Source organism: Pseudoduganella buxea, from assembly GCF_009720835.1.
In the GTDB taxonomy this organism is placed as follows: domain Bacteria; phylum Pseudomonadota; class Gammaproteobacteria; order Burkholderiales; family Burkholderiaceae_D; genus Rugamonas; species Rugamonas buxea.
This window is the reverse complement of sequence record NZ_WNKZ01000098.1, coordinates 1-19,650: the sequence shown is the minus strand read 5'-3', so window position 1 is coordinate 19,650 and position 19,650 is coordinate 1. Positions and strand designations below refer to the sequence as shown.

At 67.1% G+C, this 19,650-nt stretch carries 20 protein-coding genes; 6 read left to right on the top strand and 14 right to left on the bottom strand.

Features of this window, described 5'->3' with window-relative positions; all coding sequences use genetic code 11:
• Positions 1 to 225: 225 nt before the first annotated feature.
• From GM672_RS23580 to kbl, 7 genes are all read right to left on the bottom strand, one after another.
• Positions 226 to 765 carry a hypothetical protein gene (locus tag GM672_RS23580; protein WP_155472972.1) on the bottom strand — a complete coding sequence of 180 codons (540 nt, stop codon included), beginning with the start codon at positions 763 to 765 and terminating at the stop codon, positions 226 to 228.
• A gap of 295 nt (positions 766 to 1,060) precedes the next feature.
• Entirely contained in the window at positions 1,061 to 1,318 is a 258-nt protein-coding gene (moaD, locus tag GM672_RS23575) for a molybdopterin converting factor subunit 1 (protein ID WP_155472971.1), read from the bottom strand.
• A gap of 1 nt (position 1,319) precedes the next feature.
• Positions 1,320 to 2,516, bottom strand: a complete 1,197-nt coding sequence (locus GM672_RS23570) for a molybdopterin molybdotransferase MoeA (RefSeq protein WP_155472974.1) — start codon at positions 2,514 to 2,516, stop codon at positions 1,320 to 1,322.
• 42 nt (positions 2,517 to 2,558) lie between these two features.
• A complete protein-coding gene (gene thrC / locus GM672_RS23565) occupies positions 2,559 to 4,055 on the bottom strand; it encodes a threonine synthase (protein ID WP_155472970.1) in 1,497 nt (498 codons plus the stop codon).
• Positions 4,056 to 4,158: 103 nt separating this feature from the next.
• The gene (locus GM672_RS23560; RefSeq protein ID WP_155472969.1) at positions 4,159 to 5,538 is read right to left on the bottom strand and encodes an L-serine ammonia-lyase; all 1,380 of its coding nucleotides are present in this window, start codon (positions 5,536 to 5,538) and stop codon (positions 4,159 to 4,161) included.
• Between the two features lie 84 nt (positions 5,539 to 5,622).
• Positions 5,623 to 6,585, bottom strand: coding sequence for an NAD-dependent epimerase/dehydratase family protein (locus GM672_RS23555; protein ID WP_155472968.1), 963 nt, complete (start codon positions 6,583 to 6,585; stop codon positions 5,623 to 5,625).
• A 12-nt stretch (positions 6,586 to 6,597) separates the two neighbouring features.
• Positions 6,598 to 7,821 carry a glycine C-acetyltransferase gene (kbl, locus tag GM672_RS23550; RefSeq protein WP_155472967.1) on the bottom strand — a complete coding sequence of 408 codons (1,224 nt, stop codon included), beginning with the start codon at positions 7,819 to 7,821 and terminating at the stop codon, positions 6,598 to 6,600.
• A 195-nt stretch (positions 7,822 to 8,016) separates the two neighbouring features.
• Between kbl and GM672_RS23545 the strand changes: the two genes are divergently transcribed.
• The 4 genes from GM672_RS23545 (at position 8,017) to GM672_RS23530 (ending at position 10,365) form a co-directional block, all read left to right on the top strand.
• Positions 8,017 to 8,589, top strand: coding sequence for a helix-turn-helix domain-containing protein (locus tag GM672_RS23545; RefSeq protein WP_155472966.1), 573 nt, complete (start codon positions 8,017 to 8,019; stop codon positions 8,587 to 8,589).
• Positions 8,590 to 8,681: 92 nt separating this feature from the next.
• On the top strand, positions 8,682 to 9,254 hold the full coding sequence (locus GM672_RS23540) for a hypothetical protein (RefSeq protein WP_155472965.1): 573 nt from the start codon (positions 8,682 to 8,684) through the stop codon (positions 9,252 to 9,254).
• Positions 9,255 to 9,317: 63 nt separating this feature from the next.
• Positions 9,318 to 9,671, top strand: coding sequence for a translation initiation factor Sui1 (locus GM672_RS23535; protein ID WP_155472964.1), 354 nt, complete (start codon positions 9,318 to 9,320; stop codon positions 9,669 to 9,671).
• Between the two features lie 85 nt (positions 9,672 to 9,756).
• Entirely contained in the window at positions 9,757 to 10,365 is a 609-nt protein-coding gene (locus GM672_RS23530) for a PH domain-containing protein (protein WP_155472963.1), read from the top strand.
• A gap of 40 nt (positions 10,366 to 10,405) precedes the next feature.
• On the opposite strand, the gene GM672_RS23525 is transcribed toward GM672_RS23530, so the two are convergent.
• Genes GM672_RS23525 through GM672_RS23515 form a run of 3 tightly spaced genes read right to left on the bottom strand, consistent with a single transcriptional unit; the run spans position 10,406 to position 12,279 of the window.
• The gene (locus GM672_RS23525) at positions 10,406 to 11,146 is read right to left on the bottom strand and encodes an alpha/beta fold hydrolase (RefSeq protein WP_155472962.1); all 741 of its coding nucleotides are present in this window, start codon (positions 11,144 to 11,146) and stop codon (positions 10,406 to 10,408) included.
• Positions 11,147 to 11,183: 37 nt separating this feature from the next.
• Complete coding sequence (locus tag GM672_RS23520; RefSeq protein ID WP_155472961.1) at positions 11,184 to 11,453, bottom strand: hypothetical protein; 270 nt, start codon at positions 11,451 to 11,453, stop codon at positions 11,184 to 11,186.
• Between the two features lie 43 nt (positions 11,454 to 11,496).
• Positions 11,497 to 12,279 (bottom strand): DNA/RNA non-specific endonuclease, encoded by a 783-nt coding sequence (locus GM672_RS23515; protein ID WP_155472960.1) that lies wholly within the window; start codon positions 12,277 to 12,279, stop codon positions 11,497 to 11,499.
• A 258-nt stretch (positions 12,280 to 12,537) separates the two neighbouring features.
• Here GM672_RS23515 and GM672_RS23510 point away from each other — a divergent pair, with 258 nt between their 5' ends.
• Positions 12,538 to 14,985 carry an ABC transporter permease gene (locus GM672_RS23510; RefSeq protein WP_229417905.1) on the top strand — a complete coding sequence of 816 codons (2,448 nt, stop codon included), beginning with the start codon at positions 12,538 to 12,540 and terminating at the stop codon, positions 14,983 to 14,985.
• Between the two features lie 30 nt (positions 14,986 to 15,015).
• Here GM672_RS23510 and GM672_RS23505 read toward each other — a convergent pair whose 3' ends face one another.
• The 3 genes from GM672_RS23505 to GM672_RS23495 all read right to left on the bottom strand — a co-directional run bounded on the left by GM672_RS23505 (position 15,016) and on the right by GM672_RS23495 (position 17,757).
• Positions 15,016 to 15,360, bottom strand: coding sequence for a hypothetical protein (locus GM672_RS23505; RefSeq protein WP_155472958.1), 345 nt, complete (start codon positions 15,358 to 15,360; stop codon positions 15,016 to 15,018).
• Positions 15,361 to 15,442: 82 nt separating this feature from the next.
• The gene (locus GM672_RS23500) at positions 15,443 to 16,411 is read right to left on the bottom strand and encodes a response regulator (protein WP_155472957.1); all 969 of its coding nucleotides are present in this window, start codon (positions 16,409 to 16,411) and stop codon (positions 15,443 to 15,445) included.
• Positions 16,408 to 17,757: a sensor histidine kinase gene (locus GM672_RS23495; RefSeq protein WP_371867095.1), complete on the bottom strand. Its 1,350-nt coding sequence runs from the start codon at positions 17,755 to 17,757 to the stop codon at positions 16,408 to 16,410. The genes GM672_RS23500 and GM672_RS23495 overlap by 4 nt, the downstream gene beginning before the upstream one ends.
• A 210-nt stretch (positions 17,758 to 17,967) precedes the next feature.
• Here GM672_RS23495 and GM672_RS23490 point away from each other — a divergent pair, with 210 nt between their 5' ends.
• On the top strand, positions 17,968 to 19,062 hold the full coding sequence (locus GM672_RS23490; protein WP_155472956.1) for a flavodoxin family protein: 1,095 nt from the start codon (positions 17,968 to 17,970) through the stop codon (positions 19,060 to 19,062).
• Between the two features lie 4 nt (positions 19,063 to 19,066).
• On the opposite strand, the gene GM672_RS28460 is transcribed toward GM672_RS23490, so the two are convergent.
• Positions 19,067 to 19,650: glycosyltransferase (locus tag GM672_RS28460; RefSeq protein WP_371867094.1), on the bottom strand; the 584-nt coding region annotated here is incomplete at its 5' end.

Here is a 19,650-nt window from a genome sequence, read left to right as displayed (position 1 = left end):
GCATTTTAACGAGGTGCATCCTCACTCCGCGCTGGGCTATAAATCGCCGCGTATGTTTAGAAAAGAGCGACCGTGTCAGGCTCTGGAAACTGACGCTAACTAAGCATCAGACTGTGTCCGGGAATAGTGGGGCAAGATCACGCACATGCCTGGCTGCTCTTGGCCGATTGCTGACGTCCGGTATACGGCAGCTTCCGCCCCGAAGCTGCCGTTCGACAGTAGCAACTAGAGCACTCCCCACCACATCTGCCGAGCCTCGGCCGCCGGCTTGAGCTCGTTTTGCACTGCCGAAACCATGTCAAATAAGGCGTTCACCTCGGCCGACTTTTTGTCTTGCATAGCAGAGAAGCCAGCGGTATTTAGAACCGATCGTTTGAAGGTTTCGAACTCTGGAAAGTCCCAACAGGCAAACGCCCAGGTCCCAGCAGGCAGCACATGCGCAATGACGTCCATGTCCCATCTATAGCAGAGACGCAGCCGTAGTCTATTTACTGGGGAAGACAACTTACTGTCGCTAGATGAAGGCCGAAGAAGTCTAACCAAGCCGATTTCAAGACGAGTTCCGCGCCCATGTTCAGTGACGTCCTCATAACAAGCGATCCGGTCGCCATTTTCCGGAAGGACGTCAGAAAACCGGCTGGTAGTCCAGAACTCTTCCATGGCGTCGAACGCGATCGGCAATGTCAGCGATGAAAGTTTGAGCGACCTGGAGCGGAAGAAAAATCGGGACTCTTTCTCAACCTGAGAGGAGTCTTTTAGAAGCATTGGCTATTAGTGAAAAAACGAGGCTCCCCCGGCAGTCCAAGACAGTCCGGTTTTGGCCGAAACCGGCTCCTGCAGCAGGATAGCAGGTTGCAGTGCTGAACAAGTCATGGACTGGCACGACGGACGGCCCCCGCCCCGAAGCAGACCTCTGCAAGCTATGCTGGCATCCGGGAAATCCATGTATTCCTTTATTCGTTGAGAGCGAATGACTGCTTCTGGCCGACAGCAGCCAGTCGCAGTACCTCAGTGGGCGTATTGCTGCTCTGGGGAAGAGCCACGGAATTTTGTCAGGCGCTCAGCCGCCAGTCACCGGCGGGAAGAACGCCACTTCGGCACCGTCGGACAGCGCAGTGCCCGGATCGCACATGCGCTGGTTGCACGCCATGCGCAGCACGCGGCCTTCGGCCAGCGCCTGGGCCCACGGGTCGCCGCGTGCGACCAGCAAGGACCGCAGCGCGCCCACGGTCGCCACGTCCGCCGGCACGTCGATGGTTTCGGCGCCCGTGCCGACGGCCTCGCGCACGCCGGCAAAGAATCGCAGTTCGATCTTCATATCAGTTCAGCAGTTCGTTGAAGGGGATGAATCGTACCGTGTCGCCGGCCGCGATGGCCTGGCCGGGAGGATTGTCCACCAATCCGTCGCCCCAGACGGTTGACGTCAGCACACCGGAGCTCTGGTTCGGGAACAAGGCCAGGCCGCCCTCGTCGTTGATGCGGACACGCAGGAATTCGTTGCGCCGGTCGCCCTTCCAGTCGAAATCGGCGCGCATGGCAAAGCCGCGCGGCGCGCCGGCACCGGCTACGCCCTGCAGGCGCAGCAGGAAGGGCCGCACGAACAGCAGGAAGGTGACGAAGCTCGACACCGGATTGCCCGGCAGGCCGAGGAAGAAAGCCTGGCCCACTTCGCCGAAGGCCAGGGGTTTGCCCGGCTTGACGGCGATCTGCCACATATTGAGCTTGCCCTCGGCTTCGACGGCCGGCTTGATATGGTCTTCCTCGCCGACCGACACGCCGCCGGACGTGATGATCAGGTCATTGGCGGCGGCCGCCTCGCGCAGCACGGCGCGGGTGGCGTCCCGCGAATCGGGCACGATGCCGAAGTCGGCGATGTCGCAACCCAGGTTTTCCAGCAGCGCGCGCAAGGTAAAACGGTTCGAATTGTAGATGCCGCCCGGCGCCAGCGGCTGGCCCGGCATCGTCAGCTCGTCGCCCGTGAAGAACACGGCCACGCGCAGCCGGCGCCGCACGGGCAGTTCGGCCAGGCCCACGGAGGCCAGCAGCCCCAGTTCCTGGCTGCGCAGGCGCGTGCCCGCCGCCAGCACGACCTTGCCGGCCGTGATGTCTTCGCCCTGGCGGCGTATCCATTCGCCCGGGGCCGGCGTGTGGCGGATCGTCACCGAACCGTCCGCGCCCACCTCGCACTGCTCCTGCATCACCACCGCATCGGCGCCGGCGGGAATGAAGGCGCCGGTGAAGATGCGGGCCGCCGTGCCGGGTTGCAGCGGCTGGCCGACGTGGCCGGCCGGGATACGCTGGGAGACCTGCAAGGTCGCCGCGCCGCCGGCGCAATCGGCCGCGCGCACGGCATAGCCGTCCATCGACGTATTGTCGAAGCCGGGCACGTCGATGGTCGAGACCTGGTCGGCCGCCAGCACGCGGCCGTTGGCCACCAGGGTCGGTATCGTCTCGACGTCCTGCACGGGGCGCGCGGCCGCCAGCAGGAAGTCGAGCGCTTCGCCCACGGCCAGCATCGGCTTCGGCTTGTACTGCTGATTGTTCCCGGCCTGGCTCACTTACAACCCCGTATTGGCGGCAATGTATGCCTTCATGTTCTCGACATTGGGCGGCATCACGGTGAATTTCTGCGGCAGCGCCTCGATGTTCTCGAAGCCGGCCGGACGCTCGGCATCCTCGCCCAGCGCTTCCAGGATGGTCTCGTTGAACTTGGCCGCCAGCGCCGTCTCCAGCACGATCATCGTCACGCCCTTCTCGATGTTTTCCTTGGCCACCTTGATGCCGTCGGCCGTGTGCGTATCGATGACGATGCCGTAGTCGTCCGCCACGTCGCGGATGGTCTGCACCCGTTCATCATGGGTCGACTTGCCGGACTTGAAGCCATAGCGGGCCACCTGCTTGAACTCGTCGCCGTCGCTGCCCGGCGCGCCGGACAGGTCGAAGCCGCCGTCCGTTTCCACCTTGGCGAACAGCGCCTTCACGCGGGCCGGGTCGCGGCCCACCAGGTCATAGACGAAGCGCTCGAAGTTCGACGCCTTGCTGATGTCCATCGACGGGCTGCTGGTGTGGTGCGTCTCGGAGGACTTGCGCACGCGGTAGATGCCGGTGCGGAAGAACTCGTCCAGCACGTCGTTCTCGTTGGTGGCCACCACCAGCTTGTCGATGGGCAGGCCCATCATGCGGGCGATGTGGCCGGCGCAGATATTGCCGAAGTTCCCCGACGGGACGGTGAACGATACCTTCTCCTCGTTCGACTTCGTTGCGGCCAGGTAGCCGCGGAAGTAGTAGATCACCTGGGCCACGACCCGCGCCCAGTTGATGGAATTGACCGTACCGATCTTGTGGCGGGCCTTGAATTCCAGGTCGTTCGACACGGCCTTGACCATGTCCTGGCAGTCGTCGAACACGCCCTCGACGGCGATATTGAAGATGTTCGGGTCCTGCAGCGAGAACATCTGCGCCGTCTGGAAGGCACTCATCTTCTTGTGCGGCGACAGCATGAAGACACGGATGCCCTGCTTGCCGCGCATCGCGTATTCGGCCGCGCTGCCCGTGTCGCCCGAGGTGGCGCCGAAGATATTCAGCTCGGTGCCCTCTTTGGCCAGCGCGTATTCGAACAGGTTGCCCAGCAACTGCATGGCCATGTCCTTGAAGGCCAGGGTCGGGCCGTTCGACAGGGCCTGCAGCACCAGCTTCCTGCCGCCTTCGTCTTCCAGCACGCGCAGCGGCGTGATGTCGGCCGCGTTCTCGTCCGGCCGCGCATTGCGGTAGGTCTCGCTCGTGTAGGTCTTGCGCGCCAGCGCCTCGATATCGGCTTCGGGAATGTCGGTGGCGAACTTCTTCAGGATCGCGATGGCCAGGTCGGCATACGACAGCTTGCGCCACGCATCGAGTTCGGCGCCCGTCACCTGCGGGTATTCGGCCGGCAGGTACAGGCCGCCGTCCGGGGCCAGGCCGCCGAGGAGGATATCCGAGAAAGAAGCAGCGGAGAAGGAAGCGTTGGAAGGAGAAGACGAGGCGGCCGATGCGTCGGCGCGGGTGGACACGTAATGCATGGTTCTGGAAATCCGGTTAGGCACTGCGAAGGAGAATCCTATTATAGTGCCACCGGAGTTTCTATGTGCAATCTGCCAACTGCCAGAATTTTATCTTGCCGCTTCAGCAGGCAGCGTGATTGACCGTCACCACGTGGATGGCCAGGCCGCCCAAAGACGTTTCCTTGTACTTGGCCTGCATGTCCGCGCCCGTCTGGCGCATCGTCTCGATTACTTCGTCGAGGCTGACGAAGTGGGTGCCGTCGCCCTTCAGCGCCAGCGAGGCGGCCGTGATGGCCTTGACGGCGCCCATCCCGTTGCGCTCGATGCAGGGAATCTGCACCAGGCCGCCGATCGGGTCGCACGTCATGCCCAGGTGATGCTCGATGCCGATCTCCGCAGCATTCTCGATCTGCGCGTTCGAGCCGCCCAGCGCGGCCACCAGGCCGGCCGCCGCCATCGCGCAGGCCACGCCCACTTCGCCCTGGCAGCCCACTTCGGCACCGGAGATCGACGCATTGCGCTTGCACAGCATGCCGATCGCGGCGGCCGTCAGCAGGAAGGCGCGCACGCCCTTGACGGGGTCGAGCGGCTTGCAGTCTTCAGCGTAGTATTTGATGACGGCGGGGATGATGCCGGCCGCGCCGTTGGTGGGCGCCGTGACGACCCGGCCGCCCGCCGCGTTTTCCTCGTTGACGGCCATCGCGTACAGGGTCACGCCATTCAAGGCATCGTGCGGCAGCTCGTTGGCCCGGTCCGCGCCCAGGGCCTGGCGCCACAGGTTGGCGGCGCGGCGCTTGACGTTCAGGCCGCCCGGCAGCTGCCCGGCCGTTTCCAGGCCGTGGGCGATACAGCTGCGCATGACGTTCCAGATGCGGTCCAGGCCCGCGTCCAGCTCCGCTTCGCTGCAGCGCGCCAGCTCGTTCGTGCGCAGCATGGCCGGAATCGTCAGGCCCGTGCGTTCGCCGTGCGCCAGCAGGTCGGCCATCGTGTCGAAGGGATAGGGAATCGGCGCGGCCGGCGCGGCCACCGGGGCGGCCGATTCGCCTTCGGCGCGGATAAAGCCGCCGCCGACGGAATAATAGATCTTGCGCACCGTGCTGCCATCATGGCGCTGCAAGGTGAAACTCATGCCATTCGGGTGCTCGGGCAGGTTCTCCGTCTTGTGGAACACCAGGTTGACGGCGCGCGTAAACGGCACGGCGTGCCGGCCCAGCAGGCGCAGCTCGCCCGCCGCCTCGGCCGCGGCCAGCATGCGGTCGACGGCGGTAGGATCGACATCCTGCGGCGTTTCGCCCATCAGGCCCAGGATCACGGCCTTGTCCGTGGCGTGGCCGACGCCGGTCAGCGCCAGCGATCCGTACAGCTCGGCCGTGACGGCACTGACATCGTCCAGCGGAGCGTTTTCAAGGAGGAAACGGCGCGCCGCCACCATCGGCCCCACCGTGTGCGAGCTGGAAGGCCCGATGCCGATCTTGAACAAATCGAAAACGCTCATGTCCATCTGTTGGTCTCTCTACTCTGTATAGTTATGGGTGCTGCGTGGTGTTTCGTTCTCGGCGCCGCTCGCACGTCGACTTGCGTCAACTTACGCCGCTTCGCCGACGGACACGTCGATATGGTCCAGCATGTCGCGCACCATCTCGTCGATGCCGATCCGGGCCTGCCAGCCCCAGTGCACGCGCGCTTCCTCGTCGTCCAGGCTTTGCGGCCACGTGTCGGCGATGGCCTGACGGCTGTCGGGCGCGTAGGCGATGTCGAAACCGGGCACTTCGCGCGCGATGGCCTTGGCCAGCTGCTCGGGGTTGAAGGACACGCCTGCCACGTTGTACGAGGAACGGATGCGCACCTTCTCGGCCGGCGCCTCCATCAGTTCGATGGTGGCGCGGATGGCGTCGGGCATGTAGATCATCGGCAGGGTCGTCTGCGGGCCCAGGAAGCACTGGTACTGTTCGCCGCGCAGGGCCGCGTGGAAGATGGCGATGGCATAGTCCGTCGTGCCGCCGCCCGGGGGCGACTTGTAGCTGATGATGCCGGGGTAGCGGATGCTGCGCACGTCCACGCCGTACTTGATGTGGTAGTACTCGCACAGGCGTTCGCCGGCCAGCTTGCTGATGCCGTAGATCGTCGTCGGGTCCATCACCGTCATCTGGGGCGTGTCCAAGGCCGGCGTGTTCGGGCCGAAGGCGGCGATCGACGAAGGCCAGAACACCTTCAGGGGTTTGCCCGCCTCGCCCCGCTCGCGCGCCACTTCCAGGATATTGAGCAGGCCGTCCATGTTCAGCTTCCAGGCGCGCAGCGGCGCGGCCTCGCCCGTGGCCGACAGCATCGCCGCCAGCTGGTAGACCTGGGTAATGTCCTGCGACGAGACCAGCTGGGCCAGCGCTTCCTCGTCCAGCACGTTCAGCACCTGGTACTGGGCGGCGTTATACAGGTTGTGCGGCGAGATATCGGTGGCGAAGACATTGTGCGCGCCGTGCTTTGCGGCCAGCGCCTCGACCAGTTCGCTGCCGATCTGGCCGTTGGCGCCAATGACGAGAATACGTTCCATCGTGTCGTTCTTTCAGTTCTGCGAGGGTGTGGTGGTGGGGATGATGCCCAGTTCCTTGCCGGCCTGCTCGAAGGCGGCAAGCACCTGGTCCAGCTGTTCGCGGGTGTGCGCGGCCGACAGCTGGACGCGCACGCGCGCCTGGCCCATCGGCACCACTGGATAGAAGAAGCCGGACAGCAGCACGCCCAGCTCGAACATGCGGGCGGCGAATTTCTGCGCCACGGGCGCCTCGAACAGCATCACCGGCACCACCGGGTGCGTGCCCGGCTTGATGATGAAGCCGATTTCCTCGATGCGGCGGCGGAAGTAGGCCGTGTTCTCATGCAGGCGGTCGCGCAGCTCGGTCGAGCCGGACAGGCGTTTCAGCACTTCCAGCGAGGCGCCGGCGATCGACGGCGCCAGAGTGTTGGAAAACAGGTAGGGCCGCGATTTCTGGCGCAAGGTCTCGATCACTTCCTTGCGGCCGGACGTGAAGCCACCCATGGCGCCGCCCAGGGCCTTGCCCAGGGTGCCCGTGATGATGTCGATTTTGCCCACGACATCGTGGTGCTCATGCGTGCCCCGCCCCGTCTTGCCCATGAAGCCGGAAGCGTGGCATTCGTCGATCATCACCAGGGCGCCGTACTGTTCGGCCAGCGCGACGATCCGGTCCAGCTGGGCGATGGTGCCGTCCATCGAGAACACGCCGTCCGTGACGATGATCTTGTGGCGCTTGTCCGCCGCCGCCTGCAACTGCTTTTCCAGGTCGGCCATGTCGTTGTGCGCATAACGGAAGCGGGCCGCCTTGCACAGGCGGATGCCGTCGATGATCGACGCGTGGTTCAGCGCGTCCGAGATGATGGCGTCGTTTTCGTCGAACAGTGGCTCGAACACGCCGCCGTTGGCGTCGAAGGCGGCCGCGTACAGGATGGTGTCTTCCGTGCCGAGGAAGGCGGAGATGGCGCGCTCGAGTTCCTTGTGCACCGTCTGCGTGCCGCAGATGAAACGCACCGAGGACAGGCCGTAGCCGTATCGTTCCGTCGCGTCGATCGAAGCCTGGGCCACCCACTCCTGGCCGGACAAGCCGAGATAGTTGTTGGCGCACATATTGATCAAGGTGCGGCCGTCCTCGCTCGTCACCTGGGCACCCTGGCGCGAGGCCAGCACCCGCTCGGGCTTGAACAGGCCCTGCTCGCGCAGGCCAATCAGCTTTTCCTGCAGGCCGCTGTAAAAAGTATTCCTGGCTTGTTCGCTCATCATTATCCTCGATCGTGGGAATGCGGCGGCTTGACCGCCTGTAACCTATGTTGTACCGTGACTCGCGGAGAACAGGGTATCGAAGTTCGGCACATTTTCGATACAATCTCCGGAATTCACTATCTTGAACAGAAATTCAATATACTGAATCCTACATAAACATATTGGACTTTGCAAGCCTCAGTGACCTACCCCATGAAAGCCCTTGTCAATAATGCACCGCCCGAGGTGGGCGCCGCCCTGCAGCGCCTGCGCCTCGCGCGCGGCCTGACCCTGGAGGACCTGTCGCGCATCGCCGGCGTATCGAAGTCGATGCTGTCGCAGATCGAACGGGAGAAGGCCAATCCGACCATCGCCATCACGTGGCGCCTGGCCAATGCCCTGGGCGTGCCGATCGGCGAGCTGCTGTCGGAGGAAGCACGCGAGGTCGAGACCATCCGCGTGCTGGACGCGCACGAGACCCCCACCCTGCCCGGCCACCACGCCGGCTACGTGCTGCGCATCCTGGGCCCGATGGAGCTGGCCGGGCGCCACGAGTGGTATGAGCTGACCCTGGCGCCGGGCGGCGAACTGGTGTCGCAGCCGCACGACCCCGGCACCACCGAGCACCTGACCCTGCTGCAGGGGTCGATGGAGCTGGAAGTGGGCATCCAGAAGAAGAAGGTGAAACTGGGCGGCACGGCGCGCTACCCGGCGGACCAGCCGCACGCCATCCGCAACCCCGGCAAGACGGAGGCCAAGGCGCTGCTGGTGGTGATCCACCGCTGAACGGCGGCGCTGACCTGGATTCGAACCGCAGCGGTGACGGGCTGTTCCACGCGCGGGCGCTACACTGGGCTTTTCGAGCCTGGAACGTTCCCATGAATATCGCAGTCATTGCCTGGGGCTCCCTGTTGTGGAAGCCCGGCCCCGTGAAACTGGCGTCGCACTGGCATCCCGGCGGCCCGCCCCTGCCGCTGGAATTTGCCCGCGTCAGCGAGGACACGCCGGAACTGGCACTCGTGCTGAGCGAGGGCGCGACGCCCTGCCCCACCTACTGGGCCTGGCTCGACACGCGGGACCTGCAGGAAGCACGCGCCATGCTGCGCGAGCGGGAGAAGATCACCCCCAGCCGGCCGGACTGGATCGGCACCGTGCCCGCCATTGATGGCGGCGGCACGGACGAAGGCATCGCTGCCTGGATGCGCGCGCGGCACATCGACGCCGTCGTGTGGACGGCGCTGCCGCCCCGCTTCGAAGGCCGCGACGGCCGCATGCCGTCGCCCCGCGAAGCGCTGGAATGGCTGGACCAGCGCACCGGCGAGGATCGCCTGGCCGCCGAACGCTACGTGCGCCGGACGCCGGCCCACGTCGACACGGCCTACCGCCGCCTGATCGAGGCGAGGCTGGGGTGGCACGCCGCTGCCGATGCCCACGTCACCTGCATGCGCTGACGCCTTGAGTGAGGGGAGCGCCCCTGCTAGACTGGCGCGCTCCAACGACACGTCGAAACAACCATGAAGAACAATTCCACCGGCCTGGTGTACTCCACCGAGGGCGGGCGCATGTGCCCCGATTGCCGCCAGCCGCTGGCGCAGTGCACGTGCAAGGCTACGCCCGTCGTCAAGGGCGATGGCGTCGTGCGTGTGTCGCGCCAATCGAAGGGCCGGGGCGGCAAGACCGTCACCCTGGTGAAGGGCCTGCCCCTCGACGACGGCGCGCTGGCCGCGCTGGGCAAGGGCTTGCGCGCGGCGTGCGGCTCCGGCGGCACGGTCAAGGATGGCGTCATCGAGGTGCAGGGCGACCATTGCGAGACGGTCATGGCGGCCCTGGTGAAAGCCGGTTTCGATCCGAAGCGGACCGGCGGCTGACGATATCGCGCGAACCGGCCCGGCCGGCCTGTTTTACCGTGCCCAAACCGTGTAAGGTAGCTGCTTTTCCGACAAGGAGACATACATGTTCAAGAAACTGGCGGCGGAAGCACTGGGCATCAGCGATATCGGCGTGATTGTCGGCCCGGCCGACTACAGCAAGGTCGACGCCGACGACTACCTGTTCAGCGAGGACGGCGAACAGATTTTCTTCCTCATCAAGAGCAAGAAGGACGAATACTGCTTCACCAACCTGGCGCTGATCCACGTCGATGGCGATTCGGCCGTCTCGTCGAAGCGCTCGATCAAGCGCTACGATTATGCTTCCTGCTGCATTTCCGGCGTCAGCATCGAAACGGCCGGCACGCTGGACATGGATATCGAACTGAAATTCACCATCGCCCAGACGCCGTTCTCCATCGACGTCAAGAAGACCTTCATCGAACAGCTGAAGGACATCTACAAGGCCTTGATCTCGATCGGCAAGCAGCAGCAGCGCGACGCCCTGTGCCGCGACAACGCCCTGCGCGTGCTCGACGCGACGTGCTCGGTGCACAAGCTCAATATCGCGCCCGGCGAAGGCACCCTCGTCACGCAGTACGGCGAACTGCTGGGCGCCTTGAACACGGCCATGCTGGAAACGCACACGAAGCGCGATTTCAGCGACGTGTTCGGCAAATACATTCACAACTGAGGCACAGCGCAGACGCCCCGCCTGCCCGCGCCGGTGAAGCTTAGTCCAGCCTGGCGTCCGGGGCGCACGCGTAGGCGGGCTGTCGTGCCGGCGAGAGGAAGGTGCCGATGGCCGAGACGATCCCCGTTTTCAGCGCTTCGCTGCCGGCGTCCTGCATATCGTTGTGGCGCGCGCCATGGAAATGCACGACGCAGGTACCGAAGCGGCGGCGTTCCTGCTCGTCCGGCAGGATACCGGCGTCCGCGGCGGTGTCGCTGGCCCGTATCGTCAGGACGCGGATGCCCGCCGTGCGCGGCAAGGCGACCCGTCGGCTGTCAAGGCTGATCAGGGCGGTGACGCGGGCCGGGTAGTCCGCCGCGAACTGGGCGGAACTGTCGCCGCCCAGCGAGTGCCCGACCAGCACGAGGCGTCGCCAGTCGAATTGTGGAAAGCGTGGCGCCGTTGCGTCGACCGCTGCGGCAATCGACGTCGACGTCGCCCGCGCCATGGACTGCACCTGGGGCGCGATGGGGGCATTGCGGTCCAGTTGGGCGCCGCCTGCACTGTCGCGCAGGGCCATCACCAGATAACCCATGCCGTTCAGCTGGCGGGTGACGAAGGCGTAATCGGCCCCGGCAAATCCATAGCCGGGACTCAGCACCGCAACGGGGCACGGGTTGGCGACGGTACAGGCGTCGATGGCGGCCGGCGTGTGGATGTCCACCTGCACTGCCGCCAGGGCCATGGGCATCGCGCACAGCATGGCAAGAAGGGCCGGCAAGCGGCGCATTGGATGCTGCATAAACTCCCTTGTCACGCTATGACGGCGATTCCGCCGGTTACTCGAAGGGATTGGGCGCCTTGCCGATCTTCGGCGCCGGCAAATGCTCCGGCAGTTCCTTCTGGCCTTCCAGCCGCGCCACGGCGGCACCCAGCAGCTGGTACAGCTCGCGGGCCCGGGCCAGGCCGGCCTGGTCCATCGTCAGGTCGATATCGCCGTCGATGGTAATGCGGTCCAGCCGGTTCTCGATGGTCAGGCCACCGATCTGCAGCACGTCGGCCTCGTTCGAATAGGGCTCGAATGCGATCTTCACTTCCTTCTTGCTCATCAAATCTCCTCGGTTGGACGGTCCGCCCGGTCATACAGCCGGATTACTCCTTGCGCTTGCCGCTTTTCGGCTTGGGCAGGCGCAGCATCTCGCTCTTCTGCCGGGCCGACAGCGAAGGTAGCAGATTGATGCCGATTTTGCTTTCCAATTGGGCGATCGTCATCGTCTGCACGCGCGCGCCCGGCTCGTTGGCGACGAACCAGGCGCCGCCGGCGCCCTTGCGCGGGCTCCACACGGCCTTGTACAGGTGGCTCGGCACCAGCACATTGCCCACCTTGCGCAGTTCGCCGCCGATGAAGGCCGGTCCCGTCAGCACATACAGGTCGCCCTCCTTCTTGACCATCTTGCGCACGTTCTGCTCGATGCCGGCCCAGATATGGCGGTTGTTGTCCGCGTCCTGCGGCACCATGTTCGCCAGCGTGAAGCTCTGGTACTGGCTGGCGCGGTCCGGCATGTCGCCGTTCGGCGCCATATGGCCCCGGTCGAAACCGCTGCGGGCATAGTCGGCCAGCTCGGCGCGCTGCCCTGGCGGCAGTTCCAGCTCGGGGTGGAAGGAGTTTTCGCGCGACAGGTCCTCGGCCGCTTCCAGGTTCGGCGCCGTCAGGTGCTCGGCCGACCACAGGGGCGTGCGCGTGATCCCCGAATGCATGACGCCGAAGACGTTGTAGCACAGCTCGCGCGTGGCGCGCGCCATCTTCTCGTTGACGATCTGCGGGGCCTGGCCGGAGACATAATGCTGCGGACAGGACTGGGAAGCATGGGCGGCCGACAGCAGGCCCGCTGCCAGTGCCGCGGCAGCCGCGGCGTGGATCAGTTTCTGGAACATCGAATGGATAATGGATGACAGGTGCCGCATTCTAACGGAGCGGTGCCCGGTTTGTCCTCCTTTGTCCGGGTTTGTCCTTTCTTGAACAGGCCCTGTCCGCTTCCGGACAGGCCCCGCCTCGGCCGCCCACCCCGCCTGCCATCCGCGCCGGGCACGCAACTTGCAAAGATCTGGGCACACCGCCCTTCGCTTACCCCGACAGGAATGACACAATACCGACCATGGAGAGCCGATGAACCACCCCACGATGGAGCTGTCTTGAAAAGCGCGCGCGAACTGCACGCCGCGTGGCGCGCACTGCTGGCCGAACCGGCCTACACGGCCATTGCCGTGCTGGGACTGGGCGTCGGCCTGGCCGCCTGCCTGCTGCTGCTGGGCTATGTGCGCCACGCCTTGCAGTACAACGCCGGCATCACGGGCGTCGACAGCCTGTATGTCGTCAAGCTGCGCAACAACGTCGACCCCGTCGCGCCGTGGTTCGAACAGGGCCCCCTGCTGCTGCGCGGCGTGGCGGCCCGCACGCCGGGCGTGGCCGCCGCCACGGCCTATGTGCCGGCACAGCCCAACGGCGCCGGCGTGGCCGTGCGAATCGACGGCCGGATGCAGGAACTGGCGGCACTGGCCGTGCTGCCCGGCTTTGCCGAGACACTGGGGCTGCGCGCCAGCCGCGGCAATGTCGCGGACGCGCTGCGCCGGCCCGACCGCATCGTGCTGACCGAGGATGCTGCCGTGCGCCTGTTCGGCACGGCCGACGTGCTGGAACGGGACCTGGACGTGCGCGGCAAGCTGCTGCGCGTGGGCGCGATCGTGCCGCCACGCGGGCCCAGCACGATTCCCTTCGACGCGCTGGTGAGTGTCGCCTCGCCCATCATGGACCCCGTCTTCGCCCGTGAAATGGAGGGCGCTTCGGGCTGGTGGGGCAAGATGCTGGTGCGGGTCCGGCCCGGCGCCAACGTGGCCGATATCGCCGCGGTGCTGCAGGCGGCGGCCGATGGCGCGCCCGTGCTGCATGATTATCCGCCCGAGGCCAAGGCCCGGCTGGCGGGTCGCAAGGCCTACGACATCCTGCTGGTGCCGCTGCGCCACGTCTACTTCGACACCCAGGTCGCCGCCAACCATATTTCGCAGCCGGGCGAACGGGCCGACCCCGTCGTCGTGGCGGCGCTGGGCGGCATCGCCCTGCTGATCCTGGCCCTGGCCGCGTTCAACTACGTCAACCTGGCGACCGTACGCGTGCTGCGCCGCCAGCGCGAGGTGGCGCTGCGCAAGGTGCTGGGCGCGCCGGCCGGCCGCATCGCGCTGCGCTTCCTGGCCGAGTCGCTGCTGGTGGCCCTGCTGGCAACGGCCTGCGGCCTGCTGCTGGCGTGGCTGGCGCTGCCCCAGTTCGCAGCCATGATGAACCGCGACCTGGGCAGCTTGCTGGCACCGTCCACCGTGGCCGCCGCCGTCCTGCTGGGCATCGCGCTGGGGCTGGTGACGGCCGCGTATCCGGCCTGGATCGCCGTGCGCGTGCTGCCACGCCAGGTACTGGCGGGGCGGCCCGACACGGAATCGCGCCTGGGCGCGCGCTGGCGGCGCGGCCTGACCGTGCTGCAGGTGGCCACGGCCATGGGTTTCGGCGCCGTCGCGCTGGCCATCGCGTGGCAGGCGCAGTACGCCATGGGCGCCGCGCCCGGCTTCGACCCCGCCCCGCTGCTGGTCGTCGATTTGCCGGAGCCCGACTGGAGCGAGCCGCAGGCCCGTTCCTTCGTGACGGCGCTGGCGGCGCAGCCGGGCGTGGCCGGCGTGGCCCTCAGCATGGACGCGGTCGGGCGCCGCAGGGCCTCATGGATCAACGAACTGCGGCGCCCGGGCGGGCCCAGCGCATCGATGGAGATCAAGCCCGTCAGCGCAAACTTCTTCACGCTGTACGGCGTGCAGCCCCGCCATGGCCGGCTGTTCGACGCCAGTGCGGACCGGGAAGGCGATGCACTGCCGATGGTGCTCAATGCCGTGGCGGCACGGGCGCTGGGCTTTACCGACCCGGAGGATGCTGTCGGCGCGCTGCTGCAGCAGCCGACGTGGGACGGCAAGCTGGAGCCGAAACGGGTCATCGGCATCGCGCCGGAGCTGCGCTTCCAGTCCCTGCGCGAAACGCCCCGCGCCACCGTCTACACCCTGTCGAAGGCGCAGCCGACGGTCACCGTCCGTGCCCTGCCCGGGACCGGCCTGGCGCAGCTCGAAGTGGCGGTGGCGGCCCAGTGGCCCCGCTACTTCCCGAACGCGCTGCCGAAAATGCGCCCGGCCGGCACCGTGCTGGCGGACGGGTATGCCGAGGATGCGCGGCTGGCCCGGCTGCTGGCCGCCGCCACGCTGGTCGCGCTGGGCATCGCCACCTTCGGCACGTATGCGCTGGCGGCCCACACGGTACAGCGCCGCGCGGGCGAGATCGTGCTGCGCAAGCTGCATGGCGCGCGCCGGCCGGACATCGCCATGCTGGTCGCGCGCGACATCGGCGCCCTGCTGCTGGCGGCCGGCGCCATCGGCCTGCCGCTGGCCGTGCTGGCGATCGAACGCTACCTGGCCGGCTTCGTCGAGCGGGCGCCGATGGGCTGGTGGCCGCCCGTGCTGGCACTGGCCGGCACGCTGGTGGTGGCGGCACTGGCCGCCGGCCGCCATGCCTGGCTGGCCATGGGGCTGATGCCGGCGCAGGCGCTCAGGGCGTGATGCCTGTCCCGGGCCGGCGGCCTTGCCGCGTCAGTGCAGCCGGTCCAGCGCTTCGAGCACGCCCTTGCGGTTCTTGTGCTTCGTCTCGTAGGTGCGCACCTTCCTGCGCTGGGCCGCCGTCAGGTCGGCCAGGGCGCTGCGCACCTGGGGCACCGTCAGGTGCTCGTAGTTCGTGATGGGCACGCCCCGGTCGGGCGAGGCGCCGGCGCGGTCCTTCGCCTTGGCCGTCTTCGTCTCGCCGTATTCCTTGCGCTGCTTGTTGACGATACGGGCCGCCACCTCCTCCTCGCGGCCCTTGTAGCGGCCTTCCTTCTCGAACTGCTTTTCCAGCTTGTCGTATTCGCGTTCCCGTTTCGGGCTGGCTCCACGTGGCATGTCGACCTCCGCTCTCAATAATGGGATGGCCAATGTTAGCGAAACGGCATGGCGGGCGGCGCACGGCGAGCGCCGGCACCGGTCAGAAACGCGCGATCCACCCGGCCAGGTCGGCACGCGTGGGCGCGGCCTGGGTGCGCACCAGGCGAATGGCGACGCCGTCCGGGCTGGCCGTCAGCCGCAGCGTGGTCTCGTGGCGGGCCAGCCACAGCAGCATGGCCAGCCAGAAGGCGTGGCGCGGCGAGACGGCGTGGTCCGGCGGGCATTCGAGGAATTCGGCCAGCAGGGCCGGTTCGCCAAACACGCCGCCGCCTTCCGCCACCTGGAAGGTGGCACCGACGGCTTCGGCCAGCAGCACCGGCGCGCGTTCGACCGCATCGCGGCGCCCGTCCAGCGCGGCCAGCTGCGCGCGCACGGCGCGGGCGAATGCGGCCGTCCTGAAGGCCTCGGAACTGAGCAACTCCGGGTAGTCGCCCAGCAACCACTCCGGTTGGGGCTTGACCCCGGCGCACAAGGCGCCCGACAGGTAGGCGTCCAGTGCCAGGCCTTCCGTGGCGCCCGCAAAACACAGTGCATACAGCATGCCGATGCGGCTGGCGACGATGTCGCGGCGGCGCAGGGCCAGCTTTTCGCTCAGCAGGCGGTCGTGCCGGCGCCGCAGCCGGGCCAGTTCGACGGCCTGCGTCATCTCCAGGCGCAGCACGGCGATGTCCCACGGCTTGGGCAGGTAGCGGTGGATGCGGCCCTGGTTGATGGCCTCGACCGTCTGCTCCTGCTCGGAATATGCCGTGGTCAGGATGCGCACGATATGGGGGTGGCGCTCCCACGCATGGAACAGCAGCGCATTGCCGTTCGCGCCGGGCATGCGCTGGTCCGTCACCAGAACGTCGATGCCGGCGGCGTGGCGTTCCAGCTGCGCCTTGGCCTCGTCGACGGAGGCGGCCGGCAGCACGGTGGCCTGGCCTTCCAGCGCGCGCTGGAAGTACTTGCGGGCACCCGCCTCGTCGTCGACATACAGGATCACGGGCAGGGAATGGTCAGGTGTGCTCATGGACTTCCTTTGGGGAGCGAGGCAGGCAGGTCGAAACGGAACTGGGTCAGCACGCCGGGCACGCTGTCCACGCCCAGCAGGCCGCCGTGGCGCTGCACGACGCTGTAGCAGATCGACAGCCCCAGGCCCAGGCCCTGGCCGACGCCACGCGTGGTGAAGAACGGCTCGAATACCCGGGCCAGGTGCTGCGGCGCGATGCCGGGGCCGTTGTCGGACACCGTCACCAGCACGCGCTCGCCCCGCGGCACGGCCGTTACGCCGATGCGGGGCGCGGCAGGCGCGGCGCACTGCAGCGCTGCGCCGGCATTGCCCAGCAAATTGATCAGCACCCCGACGATGGCCGCCTCGTCGCCGCGCACGTGCAAGGCGGGCGGCACGTCGCGCGCCAGGGCGATGCCACGGATTTCATGGCCGACCAGGCGCACGGCGGCGTCCAGCGCCCCGGCCAGCGCGAAGCTGGCGTCCGGCATGGGGCCTTCCTTGCGGTAGGCGAAGGTCTTCAGGTCCGACACGATGGCCTGCACCCGGGCCATGCCCTGGCGCGCATCCTCCAGGCATTCCACCAGGCGGGGGCTGGCCTGGGCGGCCGGGTCCTCCAGGGCCAGGTCCACCGCCATCTTGCAGTAGTTGACCGGGTTGTTCACCTCGTGCAGCAGGCCGGCCGCCATGGTCCCCAGCGCGGCCATTTTTTCCTGCTGCAGCATCTGGCCCTTGATGGCGGCCAGCGAGCGGTTGGTCTGGCCCAGCTCCAGATTCTTGCGGCTCACTTCATCCTTCAGCGCGAACAGCTGGCGCCGCGCCTGCTCGTTGAAATAGCTGTAGACGGTGCTGCCGACGACGGCAAAGCCGACGACGGTGCCGTGGAACAGCAGGTGGCTGGGCGAGGCGACGCCGCCGGGCCGGCCGACGCAGGCCAGCAGGTAGAGCAGCACGGTCAGCAGGCCGAAGGCCAATGTATACAGATAGCCGACCGGGAACAGGGTGCCGACGGCGAAGATGGTCAGGATCATGCCGGCGTAGAACAGCGAGGCCTCGCCCTGCGTCACATGGATCATCCACGCGATCATCAGCTGCGGGAAGGTCAGCCAGACGAAGGTGATGGCATGCACATGGCGGCAGCCGACCCGGGTGTACAGCAGGCCCAGGCCTGCCAGCACGGCCAGGCTTGTGACGACCCGCGCCCAGGCGAAGCTGGCCATCAGCTGCGGATAGATGGCATAGTCCAGCAGCACACCCGACAGCACCAGCGCGATTACCGTCACGGCGCAGGCCCGGCTGGACTTCAGGTGGTGGCCGCGCATGTCCTGGGCATAGCTGCGGCGCCGCACCGGCGGACTCATTTCCATGGGCGGGGCCTGGCTTGCGGGCGGACTTGCAGGCGGGTTTGCGCTGGGTGGTGCACGGCGGTCGGATATTCCGGATGACTTGCAGGGTTGAGGCCGAGTGTACATGCATGCGCCCGCTGCCGCAACGGCGGCCGGGGCAAGCCTTGGTACGTCACCGTACAGAACCGCCTCCCACCCCATGCCAAGCTGCGCCATGAATGGAGAATTGACATGACAGATGACAACACCGACGGCGCCGTCGATGTGCGCACCGGCCAGGCGCCGGGCAAACTGGCCCGCAACGAGTTCCACCTGAAATTCGTCGCCAGCTTCACCGATCCCCGCTTCGATCCATTGCGCACGGAGATCGGGCGGCTGGAGGACGTGGCCTGGCAAAACTACTGCGACAGCCGCAAGGCGCCCGTGACGGAAAAGGCCGGCCCCGGCTTCGCCGACCCGGACTACGACCTGTCGGTGGAGTGGAAGGCAGCCCGTGACCGGCTGCTGGCGGCCGAGGCGGTGCAGAAGAACCCGGCCACGCCATCGCGCGTGCTGCTGGTGTGCGCTTCTTCCCGCAACGACGGCACCTGCCCGGGCGAGATGTCGAAAAGCTGGCGCATGATCGACTGGGCCCGCACGGCGCTGGCCACGGAGGGTGTCGAGACGGACGTGCTGGACCTGAGCCTGACGACGTCCACCTACGCACACCACATCCACCCGTGCAAGGGTTGCGCGTCGACGGCCATGCCGCTGTGCCACTGGCCGTGCAGCTGCTACCCGAACCACAGCCTGAACCAGGTCAACGACTGGATGAACGAGATCTACGAACGGTGGGTGGCGGCGCACGGCGTGCTGATCATCACGCCGACCTACTGGTACCAGTCGCCTTCGCCGCTGAAGTCGATGATCGACCGGCTCGTGTGCGCGGACGGCGGCAACCCCGACCCCAGCAGCACACACGGCAAGAAGGCGGTGGAGGCCAAGGAGATTGAATTGGCCGGCTGGAATTATCCGAAGCACCTGGCCGGCCGTGCCTACGGCGTGGTGGTGCACGGCGACGTGGCCGGCGTCGAGGCGCAGCGGCGCAACCTGTCCGATTGGCTGGAGTGGATGGGCCTCGTCGGTGCCGGCCCGCAGGCCGTGTTCGACCGTTACGTGGGCTATTACGAGTCGTATGCGCAGAGCCACCAGACGCTGGACAAGGAAACGGCGTTCCAGGAAGAGGTGCGCAACGCTGCCCGCGCCGTGGCCCAGTGCGTGCGCGATTTGCGGGCCGGGCGCTCGCCCCGGCCGGACCGGGAACTGCGCCGGCCAAGGCCGAAATAGAAGCTCAAGCCAGCTGCTGCTCGACCAGGTCGGCGATGCGACCGGCCCGCAGCTCGGGCGTGCTGCCCGCGTGGCGGCGCGCGAAGGCCTGAGCGGCGGCGCGCCACCGCCCGTCGCCCAGCAAGGCTTGCAGCACCGGGGCCCAGTCGCCGTGCACGCGCGCGCCGTTGACGCCGCCGCCCCACCCTTCGATCCGCCGGGCCAGCAGGAACTGCTCCAGCCCCGTCGGCAGGGCCAGCACGGGTACGCCAGCCAGCAAGGCCTGCGCCATCGTGGCGCCGCCATGGCACACGCACAGCACCGCGCCTTGCAGCGCTTCGTCCAGCGCCACGGGGTGGGCCGTGTAGGCAATGGCCGGATCGTGCAGCGGTGGCTCGCGCCCGGCCGGCCCGTCCGGCAGCCAGCACAGCACACGGCAGCCCTGCTCGACCAGTGCACGCAGCACGGCGCCGGCAGCCGGGTGCTCGTGTTTCAGGCTGGCGAACACCCGCGGCCCCGTGCCGGCCGGCCATTCGAGCGGGGCGCCGCCCGCCACGGGCTGGTACAGGGGACCCAGCCACGACGCCGGCGGCCCGGCACGGCCGTAAT

What these genes read in the sequence shown, in the direction of transcription:
- GM672_RS23580 (WP_155472972.1), bottom strand. Translation starts at nt 765, where the DNA reads ATGCTTCTAAAAGACTCCTCTCAGGTTGAGAAAGAGTCCCGATTTTTC.
- moaD (WP_155472971.1), bottom strand. Translation starts at nt 1,318, where the DNA reads ATGAAGATCGAACTGCGATTCTTTGCCGGCGTGCGCGAGGCCGTCGGC.
- GM672_RS23570 (WP_155472974.1), bottom strand. Translation starts at nt 2,516, where the DNA reads ATGCTGGCCGTGGGCGAAGCGCTCGACTTCCTGCTGGCGGCCGCGCGC.
- thrC (WP_155472970.1), bottom strand. Translation starts at nt 4,055, where the DNA reads ATGCATTACGTGTCCACCCGCGCCGACGCATCGGCCGCCTCGTCTTCT.
- GM672_RS23560 (WP_155472969.1), bottom strand. Translation starts at nt 5,538, where the DNA reads ATGGACATGAGCGTTTTCGATTTGTTCAAGATCGGCATCGGGCCTTCC.
- GM672_RS23555 (WP_155472968.1), bottom strand. Translation starts at nt 6,585, where the DNA reads ATGGAACGTATTCTCGTCATTGGCGCCAACGGCCAGATCGGCAGCGAA.
- kbl (WP_155472967.1), bottom strand. Translation starts at nt 7,821, where the DNA reads ATGAGCGAACAAGCCAGGAATACTTTTTACAGCGGCCTGCAGGAAAAG.
- GM672_RS23545 (WP_155472966.1), top strand. Translation starts at nt 8,017, where the DNA reads ATGAAAGCCCTTGTCAATAATGCACCGCCCGAGGTGGGCGCCGCCCTG.
- GM672_RS23540 (WP_155472965.1), top strand. Translation starts at nt 8,682, where the DNA reads ATGAATATCGCAGTCATTGCCTGGGGCTCCCTGTTGTGGAAGCCCGGC.
- GM672_RS23535 (WP_155472964.1), top strand. Translation starts at nt 9,318, where the DNA reads ATGAAGAACAATTCCACCGGCCTGGTGTACTCCACCGAGGGCGGGCGC.
- GM672_RS23530 (WP_155472963.1), top strand. Translation starts at nt 9,757, where the DNA reads ATGTTCAAGAAACTGGCGGCGGAAGCACTGGGCATCAGCGATATCGGC.
- GM672_RS23525 (WP_155472962.1), bottom strand. Translation starts at nt 11,146, where the DNA reads ATGCAGCATCCAATGCGCCGCTTGCCGGCCCTTCTTGCCATGCTGTGC.
- GM672_RS23520 (WP_155472961.1), bottom strand. Translation starts at nt 11,453, where the DNA reads ATGAGCAAGAAGGAAGTGAAGATCGCATTCGAGCCCTATTCGAACGAG.
- GM672_RS23515 (WP_155472960.1), bottom strand. Translation starts at nt 12,279, where the DNA reads ATGTTCCAGAAACTGATCCACGCCGCGGCTGCCGCGGCACTGGCAGCG.
- GM672_RS23505 (WP_155472958.1), bottom strand. Translation starts at nt 15,360, where the DNA reads ATGCCACGTGGAGCCAGCCCGAAACGGGAACGCGAATACGACAAGCTG.
- GM672_RS23500 (WP_155472957.1), bottom strand. Translation starts at nt 16,411, where the DNA reads ATGAGCACACCTGACCATTCCCTGCCCGTGATCCTGTATGTCGACGAC.
- GM672_RS23495 (WP_371867095.1), bottom strand. Translation starts at nt 17,757, where the DNA reads ATGGAAATGAGTCCGCCGGTGCGGCGCCGCAGCTATGCCCAGGACATG.
- GM672_RS23490 (WP_155472956.1), top strand. Translation starts at nt 17,968, where the DNA reads ATGACAGATGACAACACCGACGGCGCCGTCGATGTGCGCACCGGCCAG.